This window comes from Streptomyces sp. NPDC059080, assembly GCF_042739975.1.
GTDB lineage: Bacteria > Actinomycetota > Actinomycetes > Streptomycetales > Streptomycetaceae > Streptomyces > Streptomyces benahoarensis.
Window position 1 is genome coordinate 1 of record NZ_JBHYGX010000022.1, and the last position, 12150, is coordinate 12150.

The window sequence follows — 12150 nt, forward strand, 5'->3', positions numbered from 1 at the left end:
GCCCCCGCCCCCCCCCCCACCCCCCCCCGCCCCCCCCCCCGGGGGGGCCCCCGCCCCCCCCCCCCGGGCCGGGGTGTGCGCGGGCCCCGTGCCTGGGCCCCATGCGCGGGGACGGGGCCCGTGCAGGGGGCGTCCCGTGCAGGTGAGAGGGGTGGCAGCGTGAAGAAGATGTGCGGGGGCAATGGCGGCCGGGTGATCCGCCTGTCGGGCGCGTTCCGGGTGCCGTACGGTTTCTGCAGATGAGAGATACACCCCGCTCGCAGGGGACTGCGAGCGACGCCCGGTCGGCGCTTCACCGGCTCCGACCAGGCCGTGCCCTCGCGCACGACTCCGGGGCCTCCGGCTCCGGGAATCCTCACCGATCGGACGGCCGCACGCCCCAGACCCCCCGGGGCGTGCGGTACCCCGATCCGCGCGGCCGCCCCGGAATCATCCCCCCTGTTCCGGGGCGGCCGTTTTCTCTGCCCGGACACGGCGGCCCCGCCTCCGGGCGCCCTCGGTACCGGTACACCGCCCAGGCCCTGTTCTGCCTGCTGGTGTTCGCGCTGCTCACCTGGCAGGTGGCCGCGCACGGTGCGCTGCGGACACTGGACGAACGGTGCGGCCTCGCGCTCAGCGGCAGCGCCGTCCCGGCACCGGTCGCGCAGTTCTTCGCCGATCTCGGCAACACCACCGTCGCGCTACCGGTACTTCTGGCGGCGGTCATAGGGACACTCTGGAGCACCGGACGAGCCTCGCGGCACGCACGGGGCACCGAACCGGGCGGGGGCACCGGCCCGCATGGGGCGCGGGTCACGGTGAAGAGCCCGTGCCGGGCGCCGCGGGGCGGGGAGACACCGGTGGATGGCCCGGAGGCGGGACGCGCAGGGCATGACGGCTCCGTACGGTGCCCCTCTGGGCGGCCCGGCCCCGTACGGGTACGGCGGTGGCTGCCGTCGCTCGCCGCGCTCTGCACGATGGTCCTCGTACCGGCGGTGGTCGTTCCCGCGAAGGTCTGGATCGGGCGGCCGGGACCGCCGCGCATGGCAGGGTCGTACCCTGACGGGTTCTATCCCTCCGGTCACGCCGCCACCGCCGCGGTCGCGTACGGCCTCGCGGCGTTGTTGCTCCTGCACGGCCGACGGCGGTCCGGCCGCACCGTGCGCGGGCGTGGTGCGGCGGTCCTCGCCGTATCCGTCGTCCTGGTGAACGTGGGTGTCGGCGTGGGGCTGGTACGGCAGGGCTACCACTGGCCGATGGACGTGGTGGCGAGCTGGTGTCTGTCCGGGGTGTTGCTGACGCTCTGGTCCGCGGTCTGCGCCCGCTGGTACGAGGCCGGGTCCACGGGGCGGCTCTGACCGACATCGCGCCTCATGCGCTGCCCCGGTGTGAGGCGCCGCGGCCCCATGCGCCGCACATCGGGCCCCATGCCCCACACCCCACACCCCGCCGCATGACCCATAGCGCGGTGCCCCGGGCCCCATGCCCCAGGTGCCGACCGCACCCTGCGCCACGCCCCATGCGCACGCGGCGCGCCGTACGGCCCTGCACACCACGGAGGAGCGCGTAACCGTGGGGAGCGGCCCGCACCGCAGGTGTGGCGGGCTGCATGGTGCGGTGCGCGTCGTGCCCCGTACGGCGGCCGTTCCCGTCAGGCGCCGCGGGCGAGTACTGCTGCCGCTTCGTGCGGGGCGAGTTCGAGGAGACCGGGGTCGTTGAGCGTGCCCCGGCCATCTGGAGGAACGATCCAGTGGACGCCTCCGGTCGCCCGGCCCGGGTACGGGACGACGATCCGGGTGCCCTTGCCCGCGCCCCGTATGCCGGTGCCCAGCCAGCGCGTGGCGGTGCCCGGCGGGACGAAGAAGCCCATGCGGGAGCCTCCGAAATCGGCCCACGCAACGCGCCCCATGCCCCGCCTCCGCCCCCCTCAGCTGTCGAACCCCAGCCCCGCCTTGTCCATCGCCTTCAGCCACAGGTTGCGGCGGCCCTCGCGGGCGTCGGCGCGGGTCATCGACCACTGGGTAATCCCGACTCCGGCCCAGCGCAGCGGTTCGGGCGGGAACGGCAGGGGCTTGCTGCGGACCATCTCCAGCTCGGTGCGTTTGGTGCGCTCGCCGGAGAGGAGGTCGAGCATCACCTCGGCGCCGAAGCGGGTGGCGCCCACGCCGAGGCCGGTGTAGCCCGCGGCGTACGCGACGCGTCCCTTGTGCGCGGTGCCGAAGAAGGCGGAGAAGCGGGAGCAGGTGTCGATGGCGCCGCCCCATGCGTGGCTGAAGCGGAGCCCTTCCAGCTGGGGGAAGCACTGGAAGAAGTGCCGGGCGAGCTTGGCGTAGGTGGCGGGATGGTGGTCGTACTCGGCGCGTACGCCGCCACCGTAGCGGTAGACGATGTCGTAGCCGCCCCACAGGATGCGGTGGTCGGCGGTGAGGCGGAAGTAGTGGAAGTGGTTATTGCTGTCGGAGAGACCCTGGCGGCCGCGCCAGCCGATGGCGGCGCGCTGCTCCTCGGTGAGCGGTTCGGTCATCAGCACGTGGTCGTAGACCGGGGCAATGTACGGGCGGACACGTCGCACCAGGGACGGGAACGCATTGGTGCCGAGCGCGACCTGACGCGCGAAGACGCGGCCATAGGGGGTACGGACGGCCATGCCGCCGCGGTACGGGGCGAGGGCCGTGGCGCGGGTGTGTTCGTGGAAGCGGACGCCGAGGTCGCGGCAGGCGCGTTTCAGGCCCCACGCGAGGCGCGCCGGGTTCAGCATGGCGACGCCGTCGCGGTCCCACAGACCGGCGTGGAAGGTCGGTGAGTCGACCTCGGCGCGCAGGGCGTCCCGGTCGAGGAAGGTGTACCGGTCGCCGTGGCCGAGGCGGGCGGCGTCCTCGGCCGACTCCTGGAGTTCGGCGATCTGGTGGGGCCGGGTGGCGATGTCGATCTCACCGGTGCGTTCGAAGGCGCAGTCGATGGCGTGGCGGGTGACGGTGTCCTCGATGGCGTCGAGGTTGCGCAGGCCGAGTTCTTCGAGGCGGGCGAGTTCGCCGGGCCAGCGGGCGAGGCCGTTGCCGAGACCGTGGGTGAGGGAGGCGGCGCAGAAGCCGCCGTTGCGTCCGGAGGCGGCCCAGCCGGTTTCGGCGCCCTCGATCAGCAGGATGTCGCGGTGCGGGGCGCGTTCCTTGGCGAGCAGCGCGGTCCACAGTCCGGAGTAGCCGCCGCCGACGACGAGCAGATCGCAGTGGGTGTCGCCGGTGAGGGCGGGCAGCGCGGCGGGGCGGTCGGGGTCGTCGAGCCAGAACGGGGCGGGGGTGGCGTCCGCGAGGGCGTGAACGGGGGACGGGGCGTTCATGGCAGCTCGTGCCATGGTTCTCAGCTCCTCTTTCTGCGGGTGCCGGCCAGTTGGCCGACGACGACGCATACGACGGCGATGAGGAACATCGCCGTACCGATGACATTGATCTGAACGGGCGTGCCCCGCTGCGCCGACCCCCAGACGAACATGGGGAAGGTCACGGTGGAGCCGGCGTTGAAGTTGGTGATGATGAAGTCGTCGAAGGAGAGCGCGAAGGAGAGCAGCGCGCCCGCGGCGATGCCGGGGGCGGCGATCGGTAGCGTCACCCGCAGGAAGGTCTGTACGGGGGTGGCGTAGAGGTCCTGGGCGGCCTGTTCGAGGCGCGGGTCCATGCTCATCACGCGGGCTTTGACCGCGGTGACGACGAAGCTCAGGCAGAACATGATGTGGGCGATGAGGATCGTCCAGAAGCCGAACTCGATGCCCATGTTGAGGAAGAGGGTGGCCAGCGACGCGGCCATGACGACCTCGGGCATCGCCATCGGCAGGAAGATCAGGGTGCTGACGGTGGAGCGGGCGCGGAAGCGGTAGCGGGCCAGCGCGAAGGCGATCATGGTGCCGAGGGCGGTGGCGCCGAGCGTGGCCCAGACGGCTATCCGCAGACTGAGTCCCAAGGCGCCGCAGAGGTCGGCGACGCCGCACGGGTCGGTCCAGGCGTCGGTCGAGAAGCGCTGCCACTGGTAGTTGAAGCGGCCGTTGGGCTTGTTGAACGAGAAGATCAGGACGATGACGTTGGGCAGGACCAGATAGGCCAGCGTGCACAGTCCGGCGATCGTGACGAGGTGGCGGCGGAGCCTGCCGGGGCGCCGCATGGTGCGGGCGCGTGGGGCGGCGTCGGTGGTCTCGTGGACGGTCATCAGACCAGGTCCTCCGTCCCGGACTTGCGGATGTAGAAGGTGACCATGCCGAGGATCGCCGCCATGAGGAGGAACGAGAGCGCGGCGGCGGTGGGGTAGTCCAGGACGCGCAGGAACTGCGACTGGATGACGTTGCCGATCATCTTCTGGTCGGTGGAGCCGAGGAGTTCGGCGTTGATGTAGTCGCCGGTAGCGGGGATGAAGGTCAGCAGGGTGCCGGCGACGACGCCGGGCATGGACAGCGGGAACGTCACGCGGCGGAAGGTGGTGGCGGGGCGCGCGTAGAGGTCGCCGGCGGCCTCGTGCAGCCGTGGGTCGATGCGTTCCAGCGAGGTGTAGAGCGGCAGGACCATGAACGGCAGGAAGTTGTAGGTGAGGCCGCAGACCACGGCGAGCGGGGTGGCGAGGACCCGGTGGCCGTCGGTGAGGCCCAGCCAGCTGGTGACGTCCAGGACGTGCAGCGCGTTCAGGGCGCCCACCACGGGGCCGCCGTCGGCGAGGATCGTCTTCCAGGCGAGGGTGCGGATGAGGAAACTGGTGAAGAACGGGGCGATGACGAGGATCATCACCAGGTTGCGCCACCGTCCGGCCTTGAAGGCGATGAGGTAGGCGAGCGGGTAGCCGAGCAGCAGGCACAGCCCCGTCGCGGTGGCGGCGTAGAGCACGGAGCGGATGAACTGCGGCCAGTACTGGACGAGCGCGTCCCCGTACGTGGCGACGTGCCAGGTGACGCGGAAGCCGTCCTCCAGGGAGCCGGTCTGCAGGGACGTCGACGCCTGGTAGACGAGCGGGGCGGCGAAGAAGACGACGAGCCAGGCGATACCGGGCAGCAGCAGCCAGTACGGGACGAGCCGTTTGCGCAGCGGCGGCGTGCGGACCTCGGGCGGCGCGGCCTCGGGGGCGGGCGCGGGGGCCTCGGTGACGGTGCTCACGCGGCCTCCTCGTCGGCGTCGGCCCCGGCACTGATGTCCTGGGCGGCGTCGAGACCGAAGGTGTGCGCGCCGCTCCAGTGCGCGACGATGTCGGCGCCGGGCACGAGGCGGCCGTCGCGGGCGATGTTCTGCTCGTAGACGGCGAGTTCGCCGACGCCGGGGACGTCGAGGAGGTACTGCGTGGAGACGCCGATGAACGCGGCGTCCTTGATGCGGCCGGGCAGCCGGTTATGGGCCTCGGGGACGGTGTCGTCGGGGTGGGCCAGGGCCATTTTCTCGGGGCGGACCCCGGCGAGCAGTTTGTGCCCCGTGCGGGCGGTGCCGGGGCAGCGGCGGGCCGGAACGCGGAGCGCACGGCCGGCGGCGCGCAGCAGCAGATCGTCGCCGTCGGCGCCGGTGACCTCGGCCTCGATGAGGTTGGAGGTGCCCAGGAAGTTGGCGACGAAGGTGGTGGCGGGGTTCTCGTAGAGGTCGGCGGGGGCGCCGAGTTGTTCGACGCGGCCGCCGTTCATCACGGCGACGGTGTCGGCCATCGTCATGGCCTCTTCCTGGTCGTGGGTGACGTGCACGAACGTGATGCCGACCTCGGTCTGGATGCGTTTGAGTTCGAGCTGCATCTGGCGGCGGAGTTTGAGGTCGAGGGCGCCGAGCGGTTCGTCGAGAAGCAGCACTTGGGGGTGGTTGATCAGGGCACGGGCGACCGCGACGCGCTGTTGCTGGCCGCCGGAGAGCTGCTGCGGTTTGCGGCGCGCCATCGGGCCAAGCTGGACGAGGTCGAGCATCTCCTCAACCTGCTTCTTCACGGACTTGATGCCGCGGCGGCGCAGTCCGAACGCGACGTTCTCGTAGATGTCGAGGTGGGGGAAGAGCGCGTAGTTCTGGAAGACGGTGTTGACGTGGCGCTTGTAGGGCGGCAGGGCGGTGACGTCCTGGCCGGAGAGCTCGACGGTGCCGGTGGTGGGGTCCTCCAGACCGGCGATCATCCGCAGGGTGGTGGTCTTGCCGCAGCCCGACGCGCCGAGGAGCGCGAAGAAGGAGCCTGCGGGGACGGTGAGGTCGAGCGGGTGGACGGCGGTGAAGGAGCCGTACGTCTTGCTGATCCGGCGCAGGCGGACGTCGCCGCCGCTGCCGCGCAGGGGGCTTGCGGTCTTCGTCATGTCGGTCGTCCCGTGTCTCGGAGGTCGAAGCGGCGCATGGGGCAGGGGCGTGGGGCAGGGGCATGAGGCCGTGGGCGGGGGCGGGGGCGGGGGCGGGGCAGCGCATGGGGCGCGGCGCATGAGGCCCGGCGCATGAGGCCCGGCGCATGGGGCGTGGCGCATGGGGCGTGGCAGGGCGTCTCGTTCAGGAGCCGGTGAGGTCGGAGAACTTCCGTGCGTACTCCTTGCCCTCCTCGGCGTTGAGCGCGCGGAAGGCGTGGGACCGTGCGGCCATGTCCGGGTCGGGAAGGATCAGCGGGTTGTCCGCCAGCCCCTTGTCGATCTTCGCGAGTTCGTCGCGGACGCCGTCGACGGGGCAGGTGTAGTTGATGTACGCGGCGAGCCGGGCGGCGGCCTTGGGCTCGTAGTAGTAGTCGATGAGACGTTCCGCGTTCCGTTTGTGGCGCGCCCCGTTCGGGACCATCAAGTTGTCAGACGAGATCATGTAGCCGGCCTTGGGGACGGCGTAGGCGATGTCCGGGTTGTCCTGTTGGAGCTGGACGATGTCACCGGCCCAGGCGATGCAGGCGGCGAGGTCGCCCTTGTCGAGGTCGTTGGTGTAGTCGTTGCCGGTGAAGCGGCGGATCTGTCCCGCGTCGACGCCCTTACGGATCCGGGCCAGGGCCGCGTCGTACCCGTCGGCGGTGACGTCCTCGGGGCGTTTGCCCATGTCGAGGAGGGTCAGCCCGATGGTGTCGCGCATCTCGGAGAGGAAGCCGACACGTCCCTTGAGGCGCGGGTCGTCCAGCAGTTGGCTGACGGAGTCGACGGTGCGGCCGCCGGTGGCCTTCTTGTTGTACGCGATGAGCGCGGGGATGCCCTGCCAGGGGTAGGAGTGGGCGCGACCGGGGTCCCAGGCGGGGCGGCGGAACTGCTCGGCAAGGTGGGCCGTGGCGTGCGGGAGGTGGGCGTGGTCGAGCCGCTGGACCCAGCCCAGGGAGATCATCCGGGCGCACAGCCAGTCGGTGAGCACGATCAGGTCGCGGCCGGTGTCCTGGCCCGCCGCGAGCTGAGCCTGGATCTTGCCGAAGAACTCGTCGTTGTCGTTGATGTCCTCGGTGTACCGGACGGTGATGCCGGTGCGGCGGGTGAACGCCTCGAGGGTGGGCCGGTGCTTGCCGTCGTCGCTGACATCCATGTACTCGGTCCAGTTGGAGAAGGCGAGACGTTTCTCCTTGGCCGAGTGGTCGGGGGTCCGCGCCGCATCGGTGCGGCCGGCGGGCGGGATGCCGCACGCGGACAGGGCGAACGAGCCGCCGAGCGCGGTGGCGGCGAGTGCGCTCGCGCGCAGCATGGAGCGGCGGGTCAGGGCGAGACGGCCGTCTCGCATGCTGCGGCGCACCGCGGCAACCTCGGGCGGGGAGAGCGGGGCGGGCTGTTGCTCGTGGTGCTCCATGCGCGGATGGCCCTTTCCGGGTGGACCGGCATGGTGCCGGTGCTGACGTTGCCGCGCGGCGTTGGCGGCCGTGTGGATGGGCGTGGAGCCGGGGCGTCACGCGGAGGGGTTCTTTGTGGGGGTGGGGCTGTTGTGCGGGGGGGCGAGGGCTCGGCGCCCGGTGGCAGGTGTGCGCCGGGGCGGTGCGGTCGGTGCCGGACGGGGGCCCGCGGGGCGGTTACGCGGTGGGCACGGGGCCGTGCAGCGGGGGGCCGGAGGCTGCGTGTCGCGGCCCGTGCCGCCCCATGCACGGGGCACGGGGCGGCCTGCATGGGCGGCGGGGCCGAGAGCGACTCGGCGCGCACGGGGCGGTACGGGTTCCACGCGCATGAAGCGCCGGATCCCCACCGGTGCCACGGCCACGCCGGTACAGCGGGGCCGCGCACGGGGCGCCGGGCCACGGTGCCGGAGCCACCCGCACAGCGCGCCTCGGTCCGGCCCCAGGACGAGATATAGACAAGCCTCCTGGGCCAGCCCGACGGACGGCCGCATGGCGCACCGCCCCATGCGGCTCGCACCACGCAAGACGCCCCGCGCTGCACGTCCCACGGCGCCCGCCCCGTGCCCGCCCCGGCGGGTTACGTCCGGTCCCCGAAGACGGTCCGGTGCCAGTCCTTCCTCGCCGTCCCGGTGATGTCGTACATGACGTGCTTGACCTGGGTGTACTCGTCGAAGGAGTAGGCGGACATGTCCTTGCCGTAGCCGGACGCCTTGGCGCCACCGTGCGGCATCTCGCTGATGATCGGGATGTGGTCATTGACCCAGACACAACCGGCCTTGATCTCGCGGGTGGCACGCCCGGTGCGGTAGACGTCCCGGCTCCATGCGGAGGCGGCGAGGCCGTACGGGGTGTCGTTGGCGAGGGCGATGCCCTCGTCGTCGCTGTCGAAGGGCAGCACCACCAGCACCGGGCCGAAGATCTCCGACTGCACGATCTCGCTGTCCTGGGGTGCGTCGGTGATCAGGGTGGGCCGGTAGTACGCACCGTTCGCCAGGGCGCCTTGGGGCGCCTCGCCACCGGTGACGACGGTGGCGTAGGCACGAGCCCGGTCGACGAAACCGGCGACGCGGTCCCGCTGGGCATGCGAGATCAGCGGGCCGAGGTCGGTGGAGCGGTCGAAGGGGTCGCCGAGCCGCACGGTCGCCATGAGGTCGGCGACTCCGGCCACGAACGCGTCGTACAGGGGCCGTTGGACGTACGCCCGGGTCGCCGCGGTGCAGTCCTGGCCCGAGTTGATCAGCGCACCCGCCACCGCCCCGTGCACGGCCGCCTCCAGGTCCGCGTCGTCGAAGACCACGAACGGGGCCTTGCCGCCCAGTTCGAGGTGGAGGCGTTTGACGGTGGCCGTGGCGACCTCGGCGACGCGCTTGCCGACGGCGGTCGAGCCGGTGAAGGACGTCATCGCGACATCGGGGTGGCCGACGAGGTGTTCACCGGCGTCCCGCCCTGCACCGGAGACGATGTTCAGGGCCCCGTCCGGCAGCCCCGCGCGGGTGGCGGCCTGCGCGAACATCAGGGACGTCAGCGGGGTGATCTCGGCGGGCTTGAGCACGATGGTGTTCCCGGCGGCGAGCGCGGGCAGCACCTTCCACGCCGCCATCTGGAGCGGGTAGTTCCAGGGAGCGATGGAGCCGACGACGCCGACGGCCTCACGCCGCACGGCGGAGGTGTGGTCCGCGCTGTACTCCGCAGCGGCCTTGCCCTCCAGGTGGCGGGCGGCCCCGGCGAAGAACGCCGCGTTGTCGACGGAGCCCGGTACGTCGAACTCCTCGCTGAGCTTGAGGGGCTTTCCACAGTTCAGCGACTCGGCGAAGGCGAGGTCGGCGGAGTCCTCGGCGAGCGCTGCGGCAAAACGGTGCAGCGTGTCGGAGCGCTCTCCCGGGGTGGCGCCGCTCCACGCGGGGAAGGCACGCCGCGCGGCGTCGACCGCGGCGTCCACGTCGCCGGTACCGGCCAGCGCATAGGTGTGGATCTGCTCACCTGTCGCGGGGTCCACCACGGCCTGGGTGCGGCCCGATGTGCCGCCCCGGAGCCGTCCGTCGATGAATTGCGCACCCTCGGCAAACCGCTCGGACGCATCGAATCGCTGATCCATGGTGCTCTCCTGAGCCGGTCCAGAGCCGTTCCACGGCGTGACCCGGCGTAGCTCATTGCGGAAATGATGGCCGATCCTGACAGAGCACCTGGTGGCCAACAAGGGATTCCGTAGTTTCCTTTTGGTTACGCGACGAATTCTGCGAATTCCGTGGGGTCGGCGCCCGACACGTTGTCGGTGCCCGCTGACAGAATCCCGGCATGATGCACGACGCGGCGGGGACCGCACGAGCCGACACCACCGAACTGCCCCTCTCACTGCCCGCGCTGCGCGAGGCGGCGGCCGCGGGGCGGCGTTTCCGGTACGTCCACTTCTGGGGCCACGCCCCGCGCCGGGACGGCACCCTCGGGCCGAGCTGCCTCAGTCAGTGGTGGCCCGCACCGTTCACCGTCGACGGCGTCACGTACGCGACCGCGGAGCACTGGATGATGGCGGGCAAGGCTCGGCTGTTCGGCGATACCGAGGCGGAGCGGCGGGCCGTCGAGGCGTGCCACCCACGGGAGGCGAAGGCCGCGGGGCGCACCGTGAGCGGCTTCGACGACGCGCGGTGGCAGGAGCACCGTTTCGAGCTGGTCGCCGAGGGCAGCGTGCACAAATTCGGCAGCGACCCCGCCCTGGGGGCCTTCCTGCGGGCCACCCGCCACCGCGTCCTGGTGGAGGCCAGCCCGCTGGACCGCATATGGGGCATCGGCCTGGCCGCCGACGACGAGCGGGCGGAGGACCCGGCTCGTTGGCGGGGCCCCAACCTCCTCGGCTTCGCCCTCATGGAGGCCCGCCGGAGGCTTGACGAGACGGGGGCGGCGTAACGCACAGCTCCTCGTACCGAGCGGTGTCACACGTCCTTGACAGCGACAGCGACACCGTCGACGGCGGCGCACACCCACCCGACGGGACAGGCGGAGCGGAAGCGGCACAGGCGAAGGAGCGACGCAGCGGCGTGCCCTGGTGCGCTCCGGGATGGGAAGCCGCCGGGCACGGCCCCGGAAACGGGCCCCATGCCGGGGACGGAGCGGACGTGGTGGTCGCGGCGGGACCCATGGACGCGTCGGCTCGGGTTCCTCACGCCTTTCGGCCGTGGCACTCCCCCTTTCCAGAGGTCCTGCCCTTGCAAGACCGGCCCTCGGACGGCGCCTTGGTGCCGCATACGATGACGAGCGTCTCCGCACACCGCTGCGCCACTGTCCAGGAGGAACGTTGTCCGATCTCGATGCCTTCATCGCGGGCCTGCCCAAGGCGGAGCTGCATGTCCACCACGTCGGATCGGCGTCCCCCCGGATCGTCGCGGAACTCGCTGCCCGGCATCCGGATTCCGCGGTCCCCACCGACCCCGAGGCGCTGGCCGATTTCTTCACCTTCCGCGACTTCGCGCACTTCATCCAGGTCTACCTCTCCGTCGTGGACCTCATCCGTGACGCGGCAGACGTCCGGCTGCTGACGTACGAGGTCGCGCGCGACATGGCACGGCAGAACATCCGGTACGCGGAACTGACCGTCACCCCGTTCAGCTCGACCAGCCGCGGGATCCCGGACGCCGCGTTCGTCGAGGCGATCGAGGACGCCCGCAAGGCCGCGGAGGCGGAGCTGGGCGTGGTGCTGCGCTGGTGCTTCGACATTCCCGGCGAGGCGGGCCTGGCGGCGGCCGAGGAGACGACGCGGATCGCCTGCGAGCTGCAGCCCGAGGGGCTGGTGTCGTTCGGGCTCGGCGGGCCCGAAGTCGGCGTACCGCGGGGTCAGTTCACACCGTACTTCGACCGCGCCATCGCGGCGGGGCTGCACTCCGTCCCGCACGCCGGGGAGACCACGGGGCCGCAGACCATCTGGGACGCGCTGCACGAGCTGCGCGCCGAACGCGTCGGGCACGGCACCAGCGCCGTGCAGGACCCGAAGCTGCTGGCCCATCTCGCCGAGCACGCCATCCCGTTGGAGGTCTGCCCCACCTCCAACATCGCGACCCGCGCGGTGCGCACACTGGACGAGCACCCGATCAAGGAGATGGCCGACGCGGGCCTGCTGCTCACGGTCAACAGCGACGACCCGCCCATGTTCGGCACCGACCTCAACACCGAATACGGCGTGGCCGCACGACTGTTGGGCCTGGACACGGACGGCGTCGCGGCGCTGGCGAAGAACGCGGTGACGGCATCCTTCATGGACGCCCCGGCCAAGGCCCGCCTGGCCGCCGAGATCGACGCCTACGCGGCGGCGCAGCGCGCATGACGCGGGGTGGGGGGGGGGGGGCGCGGGGGGGGGGGCGCCCCCCCCCCGCCGCCGCGCCGCCGGCCCCCCCCCCCCCCGGGGCCCCCCCCCCGGGGGGC

At 72.0% G+C, this 12150-nt stretch carries 9 protein-coding genes and 1 pseudogene; 3 read left to right on the forward strand and 7 right to left on the reverse strand.

Annotated features, from left to right (window positions below; genetic code table 11):
- Positions 1-536: 536 nt before the first annotated feature.
- Entirely contained in the window at positions 537-1337 is an 801-nt protein-coding gene (locus ACFWWQ_RS18565) for a phosphatase PAP2 family protein (RefSeq protein ID WP_384597408.1), read from the forward strand.
- Between the two features lie 293 nt (positions 1338-1630).
- On the opposite strand, the pseudogene ACFWWQ_RS18570 reads toward ACFWWQ_RS18565, so the two are convergent.
- The 7 genes and pseudogenes from ACFWWQ_RS18570 to ACFWWQ_RS18600 form a co-directional block, all read right to left on the reverse strand.
- Positions 1631-1870, reverse strand: a pseudogene (locus ACFWWQ_RS18570) (hypothetical protein); the annotation flags it as partial.
- 36 nt (positions 1871-1906) lie between these two features.
- The gene (locus tag ACFWWQ_RS18575; protein ID WP_384597410.1) at positions 1907-3331 is read right to left on the reverse strand and encodes an NAD(P)/FAD-dependent oxidoreductase; all 1425 of its coding nucleotides are present in this window, start codon (positions 3329-3331) and stop codon (positions 1907-1909) included.
- A 5-nt stretch (positions 3332-3336) separates the two neighbouring features.
- The gene (locus ACFWWQ_RS18580; RefSeq protein WP_384597412.1) at positions 3337-4176 is read right to left on the reverse strand and encodes an ABC transporter permease; all 840 of its coding nucleotides are present in this window, start codon (positions 4174-4176) and stop codon (positions 3337-3339) included.
- Positions 4176-5108, reverse strand: a complete 933-nt coding sequence (locus tag ACFWWQ_RS18585) for an ABC transporter permease (protein WP_384597414.1) — start codon at positions 5106-5108, stop codon at positions 4176-4178. The genes ACFWWQ_RS18580 and ACFWWQ_RS18585 overlap by 1 nt, the downstream gene beginning before the upstream one ends.
- The gene (locus ACFWWQ_RS18590) at positions 5105-6265 is read right to left on the reverse strand and encodes an ABC transporter ATP-binding protein (protein WP_384597416.1); all 1161 of its coding nucleotides are present in this window, start codon (positions 6263-6265) and stop codon (positions 5105-5107) included. The genes ACFWWQ_RS18585 and ACFWWQ_RS18590 overlap by 4 nt, the downstream gene beginning before the upstream one ends.
- Before the next feature lie 184 nt (positions 6266-6449).
- Positions 6450-7700: an extracellular solute-binding protein gene (locus ACFWWQ_RS18595; protein WP_384597418.1), complete on the reverse strand. Its 1251-nt coding sequence runs from the start codon at positions 7698-7700 to the stop codon at positions 6450-6452.
- A 617-nt stretch (positions 7701-8317) separates the two neighbouring features.
- Entirely contained in the window at positions 8318-9835 is a 1518-nt protein-coding gene (locus tag ACFWWQ_RS18600; RefSeq protein WP_384597420.1) for a gamma-aminobutyraldehyde dehydrogenase, read from the reverse strand.
- Positions 9836-10035: 200 nt separating this feature from the next.
- On the opposite strand from ACFWWQ_RS18600, the gene ACFWWQ_RS18605 reads away from it, so the two are divergent.
- The gene (locus ACFWWQ_RS18605) at positions 10036-10641 is read left to right on the forward strand and encodes an NADAR family protein (RefSeq protein ID WP_384597422.1); all 606 of its coding nucleotides are present in this window, start codon (positions 10036-10038) and stop codon (positions 10639-10641) included.
- Between the two features lie 268 nt (positions 10642-10909).
- On the forward strand, positions 10910-12052 hold the full coding sequence (locus ACFWWQ_RS18610) for an adenosine deaminase (protein ID WP_384597424.1): 1143 nt from the start codon (positions 10910-10912) through the stop codon (positions 12050-12052).
- Positions 12053-12150: the final 98 nt, after the last annotated feature.